Origin of the sequence: Nonomuraea fuscirosea, assembly GCF_003001935.1 — a bacterium.
GTDB classification, from domain to species: Bacteria; Actinomycetota; Actinomycetes; order Streptosporangiales; family Streptosporangiaceae; genus Nonomuraea; species Nonomuraea fuscirosea.
Genome location: NZ_PVNG01000022.1, coordinates 63,936 through 81,735, shown reverse-complemented (window position 1 = coordinate 81,735; position 17,800 = coordinate 63,936). Strand labels below are relative to the sequence as shown.

At 70.5% G+C, this 17,800-nt stretch carries 19 protein-coding genes and 1 tRNA gene; 9 read left to right on the top strand and 11 right to left on the bottom strand.

Annotation, left to right across the window (positions count from 1 at the left end; all coding sequences use genetic code 11):
- Positions 1-30: 30 nt before the first annotated feature.
- A complete protein-coding gene (locus B0I32_RS41130; protein WP_106248957.1) occupies positions 31-636 on the top strand; it encodes a TetR/AcrR family transcriptional regulator in 606 nt (201 codons plus the stop codon).
- 171 nt (positions 637-807) lie between these two features.
- Here B0I32_RS41130 and B0I32_RS41125 read toward each other — a convergent pair whose 3' ends face one another.
- From B0I32_RS41125 to B0I32_RS41115, 3 genes are all read right to left on the bottom strand, one after another.
- Complete coding sequence (locus B0I32_RS41125; RefSeq protein WP_219912286.1) at positions 808-1,062, bottom strand: VOC family protein; 255 nt, start codon at positions 1,060-1,062, stop codon at positions 808-810.
- A 156-nt stretch (positions 1,063-1,218) separates the two neighbouring features.
- Positions 1,219-2,616, bottom strand: coding sequence for a hypothetical protein (locus B0I32_RS41120; RefSeq protein ID WP_146178498.1), 1,398 nt, complete (start codon positions 2,614-2,616; stop codon positions 1,219-1,221).
- Between the two features lie 282 nt (positions 2,617-2,898).
- Positions 2,899-2,972, bottom strand: a tRNA-Lys gene (locus B0I32_RS41115).
- A gap of 101 nt (positions 2,973-3,073) precedes the next feature.
- On the opposite strand from B0I32_RS41115, the gene B0I32_RS41110 reads away from it, so the two are divergent.
- Positions 3,074-3,913 carry an AAA family ATPase gene (locus tag B0I32_RS41110; RefSeq protein ID WP_106248951.1) on the top strand — a complete coding sequence of 280 codons (840 nt, stop codon included), beginning with the start codon at positions 3,074-3,076 and terminating at the stop codon, positions 3,911-3,913.
- A complete protein-coding gene (locus tag B0I32_RS41105) occupies positions 3,906-5,273 on the top strand; it encodes a vWA domain-containing protein (protein WP_106248950.1) in 1,368 nt (455 codons plus the stop codon). Before B0I32_RS41110 ends, B0I32_RS41105 begins: the two co-directional genes overlap by 8 nt.
- A 74-nt stretch (positions 5,274-5,347) precedes the next feature.
- On the opposite strand, the gene B0I32_RS41100 is transcribed toward B0I32_RS41105, so the two are convergent.
- Complete coding sequence (locus B0I32_RS41100; RefSeq protein WP_106248948.1) at positions 5,348-6,115, bottom strand: nuclease-related domain-containing protein; 768 nt, start codon at positions 6,113-6,115, stop codon at positions 5,348-5,350.
- 182 nt (positions 6,116-6,297) lie between these two features.
- Between B0I32_RS41100 and B0I32_RS41095 the strand changes: the two genes are divergently transcribed.
- Complete coding sequence (locus B0I32_RS41095; RefSeq protein ID WP_245956350.1) at positions 6,298-6,918, top strand: TetR/AcrR family transcriptional regulator; 621 nt, start codon at positions 6,298-6,300, stop codon at positions 6,916-6,918.
- Here the strand turns inward: B0I32_RS41095 and B0I32_RS41090 are convergent.
- The 3 genes from B0I32_RS41090 to B0I32_RS41080 are packed head-to-tail and all read right to left on the bottom strand — an operon-like array spanning position 6,889 to position 10,309.
- Complete coding sequence (locus B0I32_RS41090) at positions 6,889-7,950, bottom strand: acyl-CoA dehydrogenase family protein (protein WP_106248945.1); 1,062 nt, start codon at positions 7,948-7,950, stop codon at positions 6,889-6,891. The two genes, B0I32_RS41095 and B0I32_RS41090, sit on opposite strands and share 30 nt — an antisense overlap.
- The gene (locus B0I32_RS41085) at positions 7,947-9,110 is read right to left on the bottom strand and encodes an acyl-CoA dehydrogenase family protein (protein WP_106248943.1); all 1,164 of its coding nucleotides are present in this window, start codon (positions 9,108-9,110) and stop codon (positions 7,947-7,949) included. Before B0I32_RS41085 ends, B0I32_RS41090 begins: the two co-directional genes overlap by 4 nt.
- Positions 9,107-10,309, bottom strand: a complete 1,203-nt coding sequence (locus tag B0I32_RS41080) for an acyl-CoA dehydrogenase family protein (RefSeq protein ID WP_106248941.1) — start codon at positions 10,307-10,309, stop codon at positions 9,107-9,109. The genes B0I32_RS41085 and B0I32_RS41080 overlap by 4 nt, the downstream gene beginning before the upstream one ends.
- A gap of 106 nt (positions 10,310-10,415) precedes the next feature.
- Here B0I32_RS41080 and B0I32_RS41075 point away from each other — a divergent pair, with 106 nt between their 5' ends.
- Entirely contained in the window at positions 10,416-11,006 is a 591-nt protein-coding gene (locus B0I32_RS41075) for a GNAT family N-acetyltransferase (RefSeq protein WP_106248940.1), read from the top strand.
- A gap of 53 nt (positions 11,007-11,059) precedes the next feature.
- Positions 11,060-11,677, top strand: a complete 618-nt coding sequence (locus B0I32_RS41070) for a VOC family protein (protein WP_106248938.1) — start codon at positions 11,060-11,062, stop codon at positions 11,675-11,677.
- Between the two features lie 27 nt (positions 11,678-11,704).
- On the opposite strand, the gene B0I32_RS41065 is transcribed toward B0I32_RS41070, so the two are convergent.
- Positions 11,705-12,280 (bottom strand): TetR/AcrR family transcriptional regulator, encoded by a 576-nt coding sequence (locus tag B0I32_RS41065; protein ID WP_106248937.1) that lies wholly within the window; start codon positions 12,278-12,280, stop codon positions 11,705-11,707.
- 84 nt (positions 12,281-12,364) lie between these two features.
- Here B0I32_RS41065 and B0I32_RS41060 point away from each other — a divergent pair, with 84 nt between their 5' ends.
- Entirely contained in the window at positions 12,365-13,498 is a 1,134-nt protein-coding gene (locus tag B0I32_RS41060; protein WP_106248935.1) for an FAD-dependent monooxygenase, read from the top strand.
- Here B0I32_RS41060 and B0I32_RS41055 read toward each other — a convergent pair.
- The 3 genes from B0I32_RS41055 to B0I32_RS41045 all read right to left on the bottom strand — a co-directional run bounded on the left by B0I32_RS41055 (position 13,425) and on the right by B0I32_RS41045 (position 15,467).
- Positions 13,425-14,453 (bottom strand): DMT family protein, encoded by a 1,029-nt coding sequence (locus B0I32_RS41055; protein WP_245956349.1) that lies wholly within the window; start codon positions 14,451-14,453, stop codon positions 13,425-13,427. The genes B0I32_RS41060 and B0I32_RS41055 overlap by 74 nt on opposite strands.
- Before the next feature lie 189 nt (positions 14,454-14,642).
- Positions 14,643-15,017, bottom strand: coding sequence for a VOC family protein (locus B0I32_RS41050; RefSeq protein WP_106248934.1), 375 nt, complete (start codon positions 15,015-15,017; stop codon positions 14,643-14,645).
- Between the two features lie 105 nt (positions 15,018-15,122).
- A complete protein-coding gene (locus B0I32_RS41045; protein WP_106248932.1) occupies positions 15,123-15,467 on the bottom strand; it encodes a hypothetical protein in 345 nt (114 codons plus the stop codon).
- Between the two features lie 150 nt (positions 15,468-15,617).
- Between B0I32_RS41045 and B0I32_RS41040 the strand changes: the two genes are divergently transcribed.
- Together B0I32_RS41040 and B0I32_RS41035 are read left to right on the top strand one after the other, a co-directional pair.
- Positions 15,618-16,700, top strand: a complete 1,083-nt coding sequence (locus B0I32_RS41040; RefSeq protein ID WP_181308350.1) for an acyltransferase family protein — start codon at positions 15,618-15,620, stop codon at positions 16,698-16,700.
- Positions 16,701-16,790: 90 nt separating this feature from the next.
- A complete protein-coding gene (locus tag B0I32_RS41035) occupies positions 16,791-17,606 on the top strand; it encodes an SAM-dependent methyltransferase (protein WP_106248928.1) in 816 nt (271 codons plus the stop codon).
- Positions 17,607-17,800: the final 194 nt, after the last annotated feature.

Here is a 17,800-nt window from a genome sequence, read left to right as displayed (position 1 = left end):
ACCGAACGTTCTACCGCTAGAATGACGGACATGCGCAGCCCCACCGAAGCCCGGCCGTCCGAAGCCCGAAACCGGCTGCTCAGCACGGCCACGCGGCTCTTCTACACGGAGGGCATCCACTCCGTCGGCATCGATCGCATCGTCATGGAGGCGCAGGTCACCCGGGCCACCCTCTACCGGCACTTCACCGGCAAGGAAGAACTCGTCCTCGCCTATCTGAACGAGGCCGACCGGGCCCTGCGCGGCCAGGCGGAGGAGGTCATCGCCGCCGGCCTGCCCCCGGCCGACACCATCAGGGCCATCAGCGCGTCCATCGCCCAGGGCATCCAGTCCCCCGGCTTCCGCGGATGCGCCTTCCTCAACGCCGCCGCCGAATACCCCGACCCCGAGTCACCGGTACACCAGGCCGTGCTCGCCCACCGCCAGTGGTTCCTGGACACCGTCACGGAGCAGCTGGCCCGGATCCAGAAGCCGGGCGCGGAGGCCGCGGCCCGCCACTTCGTGATGATGCGCGACGGCGCGATGGCGGCCGGCTGCCTGTTCGACCCGGACCTGATCTGCGAAACCCTCCTGCACGGCTCGGAACGCCTCCTGGAGGTCTACACCGCCACCGGCGAGCAGAACCCAGCCTCCTGAAACGCGCCCCGAGCGCCGGGGCCTCTCGGCCATGGAGTGCATGACGCAATGCGGACGTGTGCCTCGGCACAGAGGGGACCGGGGGGTGCGCCCGGACTACCGAGACACAGGCCGGAGCTCGGGCGCGTTCAGCCCAAAATCGCGCCCGTCCGCGGGGTGGGCCGGTGCGTGTCACGCCTGGGTGAACAGCCAGCGGTGGCCTTCCGCGTCTTCGACCCGGTAGACCTTGCCGAAGCCGGTGGCCTCCGGCTCCGACAGGATCCGGGCGCCGGCGTCGCGGGCCCGCCGGTAGTGGACATCGACGTCGTCCACGTGGACGAGCACGCCGTCGATCACGTACGGGACGGAGAGCCAGCGGCGAGCCGCCTCGCACTCCTCGGCGTGCCGCCGGGGCCCGTGGTAGTCGGGCGTGGACTCCCGCGTCACCGCCATCGGGCTGTGGCGCTCACGTCAGGAGTAGCCGCCGGCTCCGGTCACGGGCCCAGGTCGATCGCGTCGCCATGTCCGATGGTTCCGTCGGGCATTTGGAGATGCGCACGGCGGGCGACGGCCGGATCATGATGGCCGAGGCCGGCTCGGCGTTCAGGATGGGGTGATGTCGATGAGTTGGCCGTTGGAGACGCGAGCGTCGGAGCGCGTGACGTACACGTTGACGTTGCGGCCGGTCACGACGCCTGCCGGAAGCGTGGCGTTGATCTGGCCTGCCGACTCGTGCCACCACGGGCTGCCCGCTTTGATCTGGTAGGACTTCGCCCCTTGCTTGATCCACACGATGTTGCCCGATGCGGAGAAGCCCGAACCGAAGATGGAGATCACGTCGCCGGGATGGATGACGGGCTTGAACGTCTTGCCGTTGACCACACCGCCGGCGTTGATCGCGGCGCAGGTGGCCGCCGGGACGGTCGGTGTCCCGGTGGCGTACAGGTTCTCGAGGGTCTGGCCGGACAGCGAGAGCGAGCGGTCACGGCGGTAGGCGCCGAAGCCGTCGTAGATGCCGCTGGCTGGATCGTTGTCGAAGGCCTGCCAGAAGATCCCGTACGACGCGCCCCACGCTTCAAGCGCCGCAACCGTGGCGCGGACCTGGGCAGCGGCCTTGCATTCGCCGTTGATGTCACGCGCGGCGCCGAATTCGCCGACGAGGAAGTTCGCGTGCGTCACGGCCGGACGTGTGGCCGACACCAGGTCGTAGGCGACGGTGAGGTCCCGGGTCAGGCGGCTGCCGTCGGAGTCGAGCGACTGCCAGGAGGAATAGGAGTAGTAGTCGGCGTCCACCCGGGGCGCGACATAGCTGATGACGCACTTGTTGGTGGTCGTGTCGCACGCGGCGCCGCTGTCCAGGCGCTTGATCGCGTTGAATTCCAGCCCTGAAGAGATGCGGCTGGTGGCGGCCGGCACCGCGGCGCGCGCGTCCCTGACGCCGTGGACGCGGGCCGTCGCCCACTTCACATAGCCGTCCCACGCCGTGGCGTCGCTGCTGGGGAAGGCGGACAGCGCGTTGTCGCCCTCCCAGTTCAGGATGATGAACTTCTTGTTCTGGTAAGTCTTCAGCAGATATGTCCCCAGCTGGGCCATCTCAGCTCGTCCGGCGTCCTGCTCGGCCTTCGAGTACCCGTCGGACCAGTTGCCGGTGAGGTCGTCCGCCGAGTAGACGGTCAGCAGGTAGGTCGAGAAGCGTGAGTCGGTGAACAGCTTCGCGTACGCGGGTTGACCCGCGATCGCGCTCAGCGCGCTCTTGCTGTTGTTGACCTTGTAGTCATCGCGGGTGGACAGCGCGACGCGGATCGTCCGGCTTCCGAGCGCGGCGACGGCGTCGGCGCCCCAGGTCAGCTTGTCGGGCGTGCCCGGCCAGGCAGCGGCGGTCGGCCCCCAGTGGTAGACGCCGATCTGATCTCGTGGCGCGGGCACCACCTCGGCCGCCGCGGGCCTTACGGCGCCGGCCACCGTGATGACGGCCAGCAGCCAGCAGGCAACCCTTGACACCAGGCACCTCCGACCGGAGTACACGCAGTCGATCTTCCGCATGAGGGAAGGTCTGATCGTGCCACACAGCGAGAGAACCAAGAGAGCAGTTCATGTTTCCTCGAAATGATGGCTCGTGCACCGCCACCACTTCCGCACTCGCGCGGAGGGTCGGCTACGGATCGCGACCTCGATCGCGGGCTTCTCCGACGTCAAACGCAGGCACAGGGCCGACGAAGGGCCGCCGCTCTTGGAGAACCGAGAAACCCCAGCTCAACATGTTGAGCTGGGGTTTCGTCGCGGTGCGCCGCCAGGGACTCGAACCCCGGACCCGCTGATTAAGAGTCAGCTGCTCTGACCAACTGAGCTAGCGGCGCTGGCAGGAAGGAATATACCGGTGATCCGCATCCTGGTCGAATCGGATTCCCCTGGACATGAGCCGCTAGAATAAAGTTCGGCCCCAAGAACAGGAGCATCGATGTTCGACTCGCCCACCGATGTGACGGAGCGGCTCGCCGCCGTGGACTACCTCTCCGACGACGCCATCTCCACCTCGGTGTTCCTGGCCGCAGCGCTGGGCAAGCCGTTGCTGGTCGAGGGGCCGGCCGGGGTCGGGAAGACGCAGCTGGCCAAGGCGGTGGCCCTGACGACGGGGGCCGATCTGATCAGGCTCCAGTGTTACGAGGGGCTCGACGAGGCCAGGGCCCTGTACGAGTGGAACTACAAGAAGCAGCTGCTGCGGATCCAGGCCACCAGCGCCGACGACGACATCTTCAGCGAAGAGTTCCTGCTGGAGCGGCCGCTGCTCAAGGCGATCAGGTCCGAGCGGCCGACCCTGCTGCTCATCGACGAGACCGACAAGGCCGACGTCGAGGTCGAGGGGCTGCTGCTGGAGCTGCTGTCGGACTTCCAGGTGACGATCCCCGAGCTGGGCACGATCGCCGCGACGCGCAAGCCGTACGTGGTGCTGACCTCCAACGCCACCCGCGAGCTGTCCGAGGCGCTCAAGCGGCGCTGCCTCTACCTGCACATCGAGTACCCCACGCCCGAGCGCGAGCGGGACATCGTGCTGGCCCAGGTGCCGGGGCTGCGGGCCGAGCTGGCCGAGCAGCTGGCCAGGACGGTGGCCACGCTGCGCGCCCTGGAGCTGAAGAAGGCCCCGTCCGTGGCCGAGACCGTCGACTGGGCCAACACGCTGCTGGCGCTCGGCCGCGACGAGCTGGACGAGGCGACCGTGGCGGGGACGCTCGGCGTCGTGCTCAAGCACGCCTCCGACCACACGCGGGCGGTCAAGGAGCTGGGGCTGGGCGATGCCTGAGCCGGGATCCCTGGTGGATCGGCACGTCGGCTTCGTGCACGCGCTGCGCGAGGCCGGGGTGCCGGTGTCGGTGGCGGAAGGGCTGGACGCGGCGAACGCGCTGCGGGTGGTCGAGCTGGCCGACCGGGAGTCGCTGCGGGCGGCGTACGCGGCCACGCTGGTCAAGAAGCCGGCCTACCGGCCGGGGTTCGACGTGCTGTTCGACCTGTGGTTCCCGGCCTCCACGAGCGGGATCAGGCCCCACGTCCCGCGTACGGACCTGGCGCAGGCGGAGGTCAAGGAGCTGCGCGAGCACCTGGCGGCGCTGCTGACCGGGGCCACCGACCAGGAGCTGCGCGCGTTCGCCCAGGCCATGGTGGAGCGGTTCGGCCGGCAGGAGTCGGGGCCTGGACGGCAGAACTGGTTCTCCTACAGCGTCATGCGGGCGCTGTCGCCCGAGACGCTGATGGCCGGCATCCTGCGGAGTGTGCTGCAGGGGCACGAGCGCGGCGGGCTGGCGGAGAAGACCCTGCGCCGGCGGGTCGACGACAACCGGCGCCGCTTCGAGGAGGCCGTGGCCACCGACGTGCGCCGCCGCATCGCCGAGGACTCGGGGATCGAGCGCATCGCCCGCTCCGCCGTGCGCCCGCCGCTCGACCAGGTCGACTTCCTCCGCGTCACCAAGGCGGACCTGGCCCGGCTGCGCAGGGAGGTGCATCCGCTGGCCCGGCGCCTGGCCGCTCGCCTGACCATCAGGCACAGGAAGGGCAAACGGGGCAGACTCGACTTCCGCCGGACTGTGCGGGCCTCGCTGCAGAGCGGCGGCGTGCCGCTGACGACCCACTTCAAGCCGCCCCGGCCGCACAAGCCCGAGCTGGTCGTCCTCTGCGACACCAGTGACTCGGTCTCGTCGTTCGCGCACTTCACGCTGCTGCTCACGTACGCGCTGAGAGAGCAGTTCACGAAGGTACGGGCGTTCGGCTTCGTGGACACCGTGGACGAGATCACCCGGTTCTTCCTGCCGGGCTCCGACGTGGTGGAGGCCATGACCAGGCTGGCCGACGAGGCCGACATGGTGCGCTTCGGCCGGACGAACTACGGGCACGCGCTGGAGCGCTTCGCCGAACGGTACGGCGACGCGATCGGCCCTAAGACGTCGCTGCTCATCCTGGGCGACGCCCGTTCCAATTACCAGCCCCCCGCGCTCGACGTGCTGAAGTCGCTGACGTCGCGGTGCCGCCACGCCTACTGGCTCAACCCCGAGCCGAGGCAGCAGTGGGACACCGGCGACTCGGTCGCGAGCGACTACGGCACGGTCGTGCCGATGTACGAGTGCCGTAACGTCGCCCAGCTGACCGCGTTCATCGAGACACTGGCGTGAGCCCCGGCTGAACGCGCCGTGAGCCCAGCGCATGAGTCCCCAGCGCGTGAGTCCCCAGCGCGTGAGTCCCGGGGCTAGACGCGCTGAAGCTCGCGGGCCGCGGTACGGGCCAGCAGCTCGATCTGGGCTTCGTTGAGCGCCCCCGGCTCGGCCGACTTGATGAGCCTGGCGACCGTCCGCGGTTTGACGAAGGTGAGCCCCTCGCCCATGACCACGCCCTCCTTGGGCAGGATCCCGCAGTGCACCACGAGCACGGGCATGATGCTCACCGGGACGCCGGTCTCCCGCGTCAGCAGCTCGGAGAACGCCTCGGCCTGCTCCACCAGCGGTTTGGCGACCTTGCTGCCGTACTTCTCGCCGATGAACAGCCGTCCGGCGTAGCAGGCGATCTCGATGTCGGGGGCCCACGACTCGTTGTCGAGGATCCAGACGCCGCCGGGACCGATCACCAGGTGGTCGATCGAGGCCTGGCCGCGGATCGCCCGGCCGTCGAGGACGTGGTAGCCGTGGCGGCTGAGCGACCGGCGCAGGATGCGGCCGGTGATCGCCTCGCCGCGGCGCGCGCCGCGCCACACGGCCGTCTTGTGGAAGGCGTGCCAATGCAGCAGCCAGTCGCCTCCGGCGACGGCTCCCGCCAGCAGCAGTCCGGTGAACGCGGAGCCGCCGGCGAAGCCGAACCGCAGGCCCAGCGCCACGCCGACGACGAATCCCACAGCGGCCTTGACGTATCGGTACTTACGCCGGGCAGGCGCGTCCTCGCGCCAGAACTTCTCGTACCACCACTGCGGGGAAGATCCTGTGTACTTCTCGTTGGGCTGCACGTAGATAGAGCCACCGGGCACGGCAAACTCCCCGAATGAGTAGGTGTTGCAGGATCTGCCACGCCGAAGATCCCTCGCCGGTCAAGAGATACCCGTTCCCTAACCAAGGCGAGCCTAAGGTGACGGAATTAGTACCCGCAAGACCACTGACCCTGCCGCAACCGACCAGTCGGTACGCTAAGGCGGTGACCAAGGGGGATCGTGTGAAAGAGGAACCGGTCAGACAGCGCCTGCTCGCCGAGGCGACCCGGCTGTTCGCCGAGCGTGGCTTCGAGAGCACCTCGGTCCAGGAGATCGTGGTGGCGGCCGGGGTCACCAAAGGCGCCATGTACCACTATTTCGATTCAAAAGATGATCTGCTGCACGAGATCTACGCCCGCGTCCTGCGCATGCAGATGGACCGGCTGACGCGGATCGCCGACGGGCCTGGCACGCTGCGCGAGCGCCTGCACCGGGCCGCGGCCGACGTCGTGGAGACGACGGCCGCGAACCTCGACGACTCGAAGATCTTCTTCAGGTCCATCCACCTGCTCGCGCCCGAGACACAGAAGAACGTCCGCGCCGAGCGCCGCCGCTATCACGAGCGCTTCCGCGCGCTCGTGGCCGAGGGGCAGCGCACCGGCATCTTCAGCGACCGCGTCCCGGCGGAGCTGGTCGTCGACTACTTCTTCGGCTCGGTGCACCACCTGGGCACGTGGTTCTCCGCGGCGGGGCCGCTCACCGGCGCCCAGGTCGGCCGGCACTTCGCCGACCTGCTGCTGTCCTCGCTCGAAGCCGCATCCGGCGACGGCGGCTCACCCCGGGCCGGGGACGTCCGCCATTGAGGCCAGCGCCTCCCGGTGGTCGCCCGGCGTGCCGAGCGCGATCTCGGCGGCCTTGGCCCGCTTGAGGTAGAGGTGCACGGGATGCTCCCACGTCATCCCGATCCCTCCGTGCAGCTGCACCGCCTCCTCCGCGGCGTGCACGGCCACGCCCGCGTTCCACGACTGGGCCACGGCCACGGAGATCGACGAGCCGTCGGCGACCGCGTTCCGCGCGGCGGCCCTGGCCCTGACCACATCCAGCCACAGATCCGCCAGGCGGTGCTTGATCGCCTGGAAGGAGCCGATCGGCCGGGCGAACTGGTGCCGCTCCTTGACGTAGGCCAGCGTCGTGTCCAGGCACCACTCGGCCACGCCGAGCTGCTCGGAGGCGAGCAGCCCCGCCCCGAACCGCAGCACCCCGGCCAGGTCGCACGCGCCCACGCGCCGGGCCCGCGCCCGCCGCAGCGTGACGGTGGCGACCGGCCTGGTCAGGTCGAGCGAGGTCACCACCTCGACCGTCGCCTCCTCGGCCGGGGCGCCCTCGACCACGTACAGGTCGCCGTCCACCGGCACGAGCAGCACGTCGGCCACCTCGGCCCCGGCCACGCCGGTGACGGTCCCGGACAGCCTCCCGTCGCCGTCCACGCTCACGGACGAGCCCCGCCCCGGCTGGTACGGCGACGCCGCGAACGACACGGTCAGCGCGGCCGTCCTGCGTCCCTCGGCCAGCTCGCCGAGCAGCGCGTCGCGGGTCGGCAGCAGCGCCCGCGTGGCCAGCACCGAGCTGGTGAAGAACGGCACCGGCGTCACCGCCCGGCCCAGCTCCTCCAGCACCACGGCCACTTCGCTGGCCGAGGCGCCGGCCCCGCCCAGCTCCTCGGGGACGAGCAGCCCGGCCACCCCGATCTCACCGGCCAGCGTCTTCCACAGGTCCAAGTCGTACGGCTCGGACTCGATCCGCTTGAGCACCGTCGCCGGCGGGCAGCGGTCGGCGAGCAGCCCGCGCACCGCCGCGCGCAGTTCCTCCTCGACGTCGGAGTAGAGCAGCGTCATCGCGGCAGGTCCTTCCAGGGCACGTCCTTGTCGACACGGGGTTCCGAGGGCAGGCCGAGCACCCGCTCGGAGATGATGTTGCGCAGGATCTCCGAGGTGCCGCCCTCGATCGAGTTGCCCTTGGCCCGCAGGTAGCGGTAGCCGGGGCCGCGGCCGAAGAAGTCGACGTCCTCGGAACGGCGGAACGCCCAGTCGTCGTAGCCGAGGTCACGCCGGAACTCCACGTCGAACCCGGACAGCGCCTGGTTCAACCGGGCGAACGACAGCTTCATGCCCGACCCCTCGGGGCCCGGCTGGCCCGCGGACAGTTGCTCGCGCAACCGCGTCCCGGACAGCCTGGTGACCTCGGCCTCCACCCACAGCGACAGCAGCCGCTGGTGCAGGTCGTGGGTGCGCAGCTCCGGCTGCTCGCGCCAGGCGCCGAGCACGGCGGCCATCGCGCCGCCGCCGCGCCGGGTGGGGGCGCCGCCGATGGCCACCCGCTCGTTCATCAGCGTCGTCTGCGCGACCCGCCAGCCGTCGCCGACCGCACCGAGCCGCAGGTCGTCGGGGAGCCGCACGCCGGTCAGGAACACCTCGTTGAACTCGGCCTCGCCGGTGATCTGGCGCAGCGGCCGCACCTCGACGCCGGGGGCGTGCATGTCACACACGAAGTACGTCATCCCGCGGTGTTTGGGCACGTCCGGGTCGGTACGGGTGACGAGGATGGCCCACCGGGCGTGATGGGCACCCGACGTCCACACCTTCTGCCCGTCCACCACCCACTCGTCGCCGTCCCTGACCGCCCTGGTCGCCAGCGTGGCCAGGTCGGAGCCCGCGCCCGGCTCGCTGAAGAGCTGGCACCAGATCTCCTCCCCCGTCCACAGCGGGCGCAGGAAGCGGCGTTTCTGCTCCTCGGTCCCGAAGGCCAGGATCGTCGGGGCGGCCATGCCCAGCCCGATCCCCTGGAGCCCGCCGTTGATCTGCGGCGTGTCGGCCAGCTCGCGCTCCACGACCTGCTGCAGCTCCCTGGGAGCCCCCAGCCCGCCCAGCCCCTCGGGAAACCACACCCAGGCCAGGCCCGCGTCGAACCTGGCCCGCAGGAACTCCAGCCGGTCGCCGCCGGGATCGTGCTCGCCGAGGAACGCGGCCACGCGCTCCTTGATCTCCGTCTCGTTCACATCCACCTCTTGAGCTCGCGATAGGCCAGCGACCGCTTGTGCACCTCGTCGGGCCCGTCCGCCAGGCGCAGGGAGCGCGCCCCGGCCCAGAGGGCGGCCAGCGGGAAGTCCTGGGAGACGCCGCCCGCGCCGTGCACCTGGACGGCCTTGTCGAGGATCCACTCCACGGTGATCGGAGTGGAGATCTTGATGGCCTGGATCTCGGTGTGGGCGCCCTGGTTGCCCACCGTGTCCATCAGCCAGGCCGTCTTGAGCACGAGCAGCCGGGCCTGCTCGATCTTGATCCGGGACTCGGCGATCCAGTCCTGGACCACGCCCTGCTGGGCCACGGGCTTGCCGAAGGTGGTCCGGCCCAGGGCCCGCTTGCACATCATCTCGACCGCGCGCTCGGCCATGCCGATCAGGCGCATGCAGTGGTGGATGCGGCCGGGGCCGAGCCGGGCCTGGGCGATGGCGAAGCCGCCGCCCTCCTCGCCGATGAGATTCTCCGCCGGCACGCGTACGTCCTCGAACACGACCTCGGCGTGACCCCCGTGGTCGGCGTCGGTGTAGCCGAACACGTGCATGCCGCGCTTGACGTGCAGCCCGGGGGTGTCGCGGGGGACGAGGATCATGCTCTGCTGCCGGTGCTTGGGCGCCTCGGGGTTCGTCTTGCCCATGACGACGAAGATCTTGCAGCCGGGGTTCATCGCGCCGGAGATGAACCACTTGCGGCCGTTGATGACGTACTCGTCGCCGTCGCGGGTGATCGAGGTGGAGATGTTGGTGGCGTCGGAGGAGGCGACGTCGGGCTCGGTCATCGCGAACGCCGAGCGGATCTCGCCGTCGAGCAGCGGCCGCAGCCACTCCTTGCGCTGCCACTCGCTGCCGAACATGGACAGCACTTCCATGTTGCCCGTGTCGGGCGCGGCGCAGTTCGTGGCCGTGGGCGCGATGCTGGGACTCCGGCCCATGATCTCGGCCAGCGGGGCGTACTGGAGGTTCGTCAGCCCCGAGCCGTGCTCGCCCGGCAGGAAGAGGTTCCACAGGCCGCGCTTCCTGGCCTCGTCCTTCAGGTCCTCCAGCAGCGGTGGCGGGCTCCAGCCGGAGGTGGCCGCCTGCTCCTCGAAGGCGGGCTCGGCCGGATAGACGCATTCGTCCATGAAGCGGAGCAGTCGCTCGCGCAGGTCCTCGGTGACGTGGTCATAGGCGAAGTCCATGCGGTGAGCCTACCGACCGGCCGGTATGAGTGTCGACAGGTGGTTCCCCGTAAAAAGGGACAGGTGGCCATGAACCGGGCTGACCTGGCCTCATAGGGTGGCCCGCATGACCGCGAAGCTGCCCGCGCCTGTGGTGCTCGAGAACGACGTCGTCCGGATCGAGCCGCTCGCCCTGGACCACGTACCCGACCTGTTCGCCGCCGGAGGCGGGGACGACGACGTCTGGCGCTGGCTGCCCATCGACACCCCGCGCACGGAGGCCGCGCTGGGTGCGACCGCGCGGACGCTGATCGAGGACGACCGGCACGTGCCCCACGCGGTCATCGCCAAGGAGAGCGGGCGGGCCGTCGGCTGGACCACGTACTGCGACGTGCCCGGCTTCGAGGAGAGCATCGAGATCGGCTGGACCTGGTACGGCCGCGCCGCCTGGCGCACGGCCGTGAACACGAGCTGCAAGCTGCTCCTGATCGACCACGCCTTCGCGCTCGGCTACAACCGCGTCCTGCTCAAGACCGACAACCTCAACCTGCGCTCCCAGAACGCCATCAAGCGCATCGGCGGCCTGCACGAGGGCACGCTGCGCCGGCACCGCAGGAGGTCCGACGGCACCTGGCGCGACACCGTCTGCTTCGGCATCCTCGACGACGAGTGGCCGCCGCACCGCGACCGCCTGGCGGCCCGCCTCAAGCTTTCCTAGGAGCGCCGGGTCCAAACGCCCGCCGGGGGCGCCCGGCGTGCTGGAATGCGTTCATGATCCTGGACCATCTCGTGTACGCCACCCCCGACCTCGACGCCACCGTGGCCGAGCTGGAACGGCTGCTCGGCGTGCGCCCGGCCGAGGGCGGCCGGCACCCGGGCTTCGGCACCCGCAACCGGCTGGTCGGGCTCGGCGGCCGCAGCTATCTGGAGATCGTCGGGCCGGACCCGGAGCAGGAGGACCCGGCCGGGCCGCGCCCGTTCGGGATCGACGGGCTGCGGGCGGCCGGACTGGCGGGGTGGGCGCTGGCGGTGGAGGACATCGACGCGGTGACCGCCCGCGCCCGCGAGCAGGGCTACGACCCGGGAGACCCGCAGGACATGTCCCGCCGCACGCCGTCCGGCGAGCTGCTGAGCTGGCGGCTCACCCCGCCGGACCGGGCCGGGCACGGCCGGCTGGTGCCGTTCCTGATCGACTGGGGCTCGGCCCGCCATCCCGCCGACGGGCTGCCGGTGGTCGAGCTGGTGTCCGTGTCCGCCGTCCATCCCGATCCCGAGGCCGTACGGCGCGATCTGGCGGCGGTGGGCACCCGGCTCGACCTCGCCGAGGGCCGCCGGCCCACGCTCACCGTGGTGCTGTCCGGCCGGCCCGGCCCGGTGACGCTCACCTGAGCCCACGCGGGCAGAGGCGGGCGCGGGTCAGGGTTGCGGGCCGGGGGTGCGGCCGAGCATGCCGGTCAGGAGTTCGCGCAGGTCCGTTTCCAGCTCGTCCCGGTCCGGTACGGCGCCCGCCCCGGCGATGGCGTCGAACATGAGCCCTTCCCCGAACGCCACGAGGCCGCGCGCGTGCCGTACCGGCTCAGGCGAGCCGAGGGCCGCCAGCAGGGCGACGGCCGGATCGCGGAAACGCCGCCCGGCCTGGTCGTAGATCGTGCGCAGCTCCGGCCGCCGGGTGGCCTCCAGGGCCAGCTCGTAGCGGGCCAGCGTGCGGCGGCGGTCCTTGAGCTGGATGTGCAGGGCGTCGGCCATGCGGGCGGCCAGCTCGGCCGGCTCGTACGACTCCGCCCCGTACGCCCCCGCCAGCGCCCGCACCTCCAGCTCGGTGAGCCGCGCCAGCGTCAGCTCCAGCAGCGCCGCCCGCGTGCGGGCCAGGTTGGAGGTGGACCCGGGCGGCAGGCCGGCGGCCTCGTCCACGGCCCGGTGGGTCAAGCCGCGCATGCCCCTCTCGGCCAGCAGGGTGATGGCCGCGTCCGCCACGACGTCTGAGCGTTTCACGGAAACCGATACTACAGGGGTAGTGGAAGCGAACTACAGGCGTAGTACAGTGACACTACAGACGTAGTGAGGGAGTGATGCGCGATGGCGAAAGCCGTGGTGATCGGCGGCGGGGTCGGCGGTCTGGCCGCCGGGGTGGCGCTGCGCCGCAAGGGATGGGACGTGACCGTTCTGGAGCGCGCGCCGATGATCGAGCCGGTCGGATCGGGGCTGGCGATCTCGGCCAACGCGCTCAAGGCGCTCGACGCCGTCGGCCTCGGCGACCGGATCCGCGCGCTCTCGGCGGCGGAGGGTCCTTTCGGCGTGCGGCGCTCGGACGGGCGCTGGATGGTGCGCGCCACCGAGGCGGACGCCGACGCCGATTACGGCGACTCGGTGGTGGTCCTGCTGCGCGCCACGCTGATGGAGGTGCTGCTGGACGCGCTCGGCCACGACCGGCTGCTGCTCGGCACGGCCGTCAAGGACGTGGACGCGGACCGGGGCGTCGTCCGCACGGAGGCGGGCGACCTGGACGCCGACCTGGTCGTGGCGGCCGACGGCATCCATTCGGCCACCCGGCGCGCGCTCTTCCCCGGCCATCCAGGGCCGGCGTACTCGGGGGTGACGGCCTGGCGCGGCCTCGTCCCGCGCGGCGGCCTGACCGTCCCGCGCTCGGAGAGCTGGGGCCGGGGCACGGTGTTCGGCGTCCACCTGCTGGCCGGGGACGTGGTCTACTTCTACGCCACCGACGTGCTGCCCGCCGGGACCGTGCACGCCGACGAGCGGGAGGAGCTGCTGCGCAGGTTCGGCGGCTGGCACCAGCCGATCCCCGCGCTGCTGCGGGCGGCCGACCCCGCGATGATCATCAGGAACGACATCCACCAGGCCCGGCCGCTGCCCGCCTTCCACCGGGGCCGGGTGGCGCTGGTCGGGGACGCCGCCCACGCGATGACCCCGAACCTCGGGCAGGGCGCCTGCCAGGCGATCGAGGACGGCGTGGTGCTGGCGCACGTGGCCGGGGGCGACCTGGCCGCGTACTCGGCCGCCCGGGTGGAGCGCACCACGAAGATCGTTCAGCGATCGATGACGCTGTGCCGGATGAGCAAGATCCGCAACCCGGCGGCGGTGTGGCTGCGCGACGCCGGCCTGTCGGCGGCGGCCCGGCTCAGCCCAGGTCTGATGTTGCGGTCGATGGACGAGCTGCTGCGCTGGCGTCCACCTGGGGAACCTGCACGGTGATCGTGCGCTCGACCGGCGGCGCGGCCCGCTCAGGAGAAGGCCGGCCGGCGCGCTGCGCCGAGCCGTTGGCGGGCTTGGCGGCCTGCTGCGCGGAGCCGTTGGCCGGTTGGGCGGCGCGCTGGGCTGCGGGCTGGGCGGTGACCGGCTTGGCGTTGTGGTCGGGGGCGAGGCGGCCCAGCGTGATCGTGCCGCCGATGGTCAGCGCGGCGGCCAGCACGGCGGGCACGGCCGTCGAGGCGTCGGTGGGCAGCGGCTCCCCGAGCAGCAGCGCTCCGGCCAGCACGGAGGTGATGGGGTCGATGACCTGCACCCCGGCGTAGGCGATGCCGAAGTAACCCACGGCATAGGAGCGCTGCAGCAGCACCACCGCGCAGATCAGCAGCACCGGCACGACCAGGCTGAACCAGTGGATCAGCCGCCCCCAGTCGCCCTGCATGCCGCCGCCGATCACGCGCACGAACGTGGACACGCTCGCCGTGGCGGCGCCCGCGCCGATCGACAGCAGCAGCGCCTTGGCCGGCCCGTGCACCCGGCTCGCGATCACCTGGGTGGCCAGCGTGACCACCCCGATGACGGCGATGAACCCGAGCGCCGCCCCGTCGCCGAGCCTGGGCGTCACGTTGTGCGTGGGCACCAGGAGCATGAGCCAGAGCAGGCCCACGGCCACGGCGATGGAGCCGAGGATCTCCGCGCGGTACGGCCGCCGCCCGTACATGAAGGCGGCCAGCGGCACCGCGAACACCAGGGTGGCCACGCTGATCGGCTGCACGGCGACCAGGGGCGCGAAGCTGAGCGCCACGGCGTGCAGGCACGCGCCGCTGAGGGAGATGGCGCCGCCCACCAACCAGCGCGGACGCTTGGCGAGCTTGAGCGAGGCGCCTTCCGCCACGACCTCGTACTGCTGCAGCGCGGCCCCGAACGCGTATCCCAGCGCGCCCGCGAGGGCGATCAGCATGCCGACCCACGTCATCGCGGCCCGCGCAGACTCGGGGATCCTCTCAAGAGCATTGCTCCAGCTTATGAGGCCGGGGAGGCCGCAGAATCATCCTTTAGGCTGATAAAACATTACAAGTCGGGGGCGACTCGCACGGACATGTGGCTCATCCTTGAGCCCGACCAGGCGTTTCGCCCCGTTCCAGCCCCCTTACGATGCTTCGGGGCAGACGCAGAAGAGGTGTCCCTGCGGGTCCCGCAGCACGACCCAGCGCGTGCCCTCCTCGGTGACGCCCGGCTGGAACTCGGGCCTGGTGGCCCCCAGCGCGACGTACTCCTTGACCGCCGTCTCCACGTCCGGCACCCGGAAGTCGAGGTGGAACTGCTTGCCGGGCCCTGGCCAGGCGGCCGGCTCGCGCTCGGGCACCCGGCCGAAGTAGATGCTGGTGGTGCCGTCGGTGATGGCGGCGTACTCGTCCTCCGCGTACGTGATCTCCATCCCGGTCACCTCGTGGTAGAAGGTCGCCAGGGTGCGGGGGTCGGCGCAGTCGATGGTGAAGGCCAGCAGCCTTGCTTTCGTTGTCATGCCGTTCAGCCTCGCAGCCGTACCTGCCATCTTCTGTCAGGTACATCGCGGACATATGCCAGAGGGCCGCACCCTCGGGCGCGGCCCTCCTCTGGCGACACGGCGTCACCCGTGCATACGGCCGTAGTAGTCCCCCAGCCGCGTGCGGTACTCGGGCTCCTTGAACGTGCCCTCGTCGAACTCGGGGGCGTCCTTGATCTCGGCCTTGGTGCGGGACACGAACACGTTCCGCTGCTGCGGATCGATGCTCGTGATCACCTGGGCCGGGAGCATGACCTTCTTGCCGAAGATCCACGGACCGGTGTCGACGATCACATAGCTCTCGCCGACCTCGTACGTCGCCTCATCGACGGACCCGATCTTCCCGTCGGTGGCCTGGACGTGGAATCCAGCGATGTCCAGTGCCTGCCCACGGTCGTAGACGTCAGGTCGATAGTCCCAGAGCGCCATCGGGCTCTCTTCCTCTCTTCTTCCGTCTTTTCGGGCAGAACATCAACTACCCGTCGGTATTCGTGTAAACCCGTAAGAATGCCTTGGACGTTCGTTAACCAACTTGCAAGCTGATGCCGCCACCCTGTCCACATCAGAAGGGAGACAACCGTGCGAACCAGGCCAGAACGGCTCTATGAGATCGACGGGCTCCGGCTGCTGGCGGCACTTTGCGTCGTGCTGTTCCACTACGTCTTCTCCGGGTGGGCGGGCGGCAAGACCACTGTGACGTTCGTCACCGAGAGCGCCTGGGCCAAGTACGGCTATCTCGGCGTCGACCTGTTCTTCCTCATCAGTGGTTTCGTCGTGCTCATGAGCGCCTGGGGCAGGACGCCCCGGCAGTTCGTGGTGTCCCGCGTGGTCCGGCTCTATCCGGCGTACTGGATCGGCATCGCGATCACCGCCGTGGTGACCGTGACGCTCGGACAGGGGCTGTTCCAGGTCTCGTTACCGCAGGTGCTGGCCAACCTGACCATGTTCCAGTCGGTGCCGAACATCGAGAACGTGGACGTCGTCTACTGGACGCTCTGGGCCGAGATGCGGTTCTACCTGCTGATGCTGGCCTTCACCTTCATCGGGATGACCAAGGGCCGGATCATGGCCGGGCTGTGGGGCTGGCTGGCGCTGACCTTCCTGGTCGAGCTGGGGCTGCTGCCGGGCATCGCGGACCTGGTCGTGCAGTCGGAGTTCTCCCACTACTTCATCGCCGGGATGGCGCTGTTCATGCTCTACCGCTTCGGGCTGAGCGTGCAGATCGCGTTGCTGGTGCCGATCTGCCTGGGCAACGCGGTCTACCGGGCCATCGGGTACGCGGAGGCGGTCGGCACGCGGTACTCGGTGACGTACTCACCGGCGATCATCACGGCCGTGGTCGTGCTCATCTTCCTGATCATGACGTTCGTGGCGCTGCGGGTGACGCGGGTGCTGGCCAGGCCGGCGCTGGTGACGGCGGGGGCACTCACCTATCCGCTGTACCTGCTGCACGCCCACGTCGGGTTCATCCTGTTCGCCCGGCTGGAGGACACGGTCAACAAATACGTGCTGCTGGTGGCGATGATCGCGGTCATGCTGGGGGCGGCGTACCTGGTGCACCGGTTCGTGGAGCGGCCGCTCGCGCCCCGGCTCAAGCGGCTGCTGTCGAAACGGGAGCCGCCCGCGCACGCCGTGGTCCCGGCGGGCAGCCCGACTGCGTGAGCTGACTCTCCTGACAACCGCACGCCAGCCGGAGCGTGGGCGCCCCGGCTCTGGATACGATCCGCGTCACGGATGGCAGAAGGAGCTCGGATGAGTCTCAGCGGCGAGCAGGAGTGGGCCCCTCCGGGCGTCGATCCCGAGCGGCCCAGCGTGGCCCGGGTGCACGACGCCCTGCTGGGCGGCCAGGAGAACTTCTCCTCCGACCGCTCGGTGGCGCGCCGGCTCAAGGACGCGGTGCCCGAGGTCGTCGACCTCGTGTGGTGCAACCGGGCCTTCATCGGCCGGGTCGTCGACTTCCTCGTCCGCGAGGCGGGCGTCAAGCAGATCGTCGACCTCGGCGCCGGGCTGCCCACGGTCGAGAACACCCACGAGGTGGCCCAGTTCGCCGACCCTGCGGCCCGGGTGGTCTACGTGGACATCGACCCCATGGTGGAGCCGCACGCCCGCGCCATACTCGGCGGCAACCCGAACGCCGACGCCATCACCGCCGACGCCCGCGACGTGGATGCCGTGCTCGGCCATCCGGCCCTGCGCCGGCTGATCGACCTGTCGCAGCCGACGGCGATCCTGGTCATCGGCGTGCTGCACCTGTTCTCCGACGAGGAGCAGCCGCACGCCCTGATCCGGCGGTACATGGACGCGCTGGCCCCGGGCAGTCACCTGGCCGCCTCCAACTTCCTGGCCTCGGACAACCCGAAGGCCAAGGCGCTGGAGATCATGCTCCAGGCGACCATGGGCACCGGGCACTTCCGCGACCGCGAGACCGTCGAGCGCTTCTTCGACGGTCTGACGCTCGTGGAGCCCGGCGTCGTGCACTTCCCCGAGTGGCATCCCGACGATCGCCTCCCCGGCCCGCTGGCGCCCTGGGAGGAACTGCTGGTGGGCGGGGTGGCCCGCAAACCATGAGGCCGGGAACGCCGTGAATGTGCGGCCCGGAACGCCGTGGACGTGCGGCGCGGATACGCCGTCGCGGTGAGCCCCGCGCGGCCGCTACGCTGTGGCCCATGCCGCGACGTCTGATCTGCTCCCCTCCGCCCGCCCTCTAGCGGGCGGCCTGTCCAGATATCGCCGGGTCTGACGGATCCGGGGGTGGTCGCTGC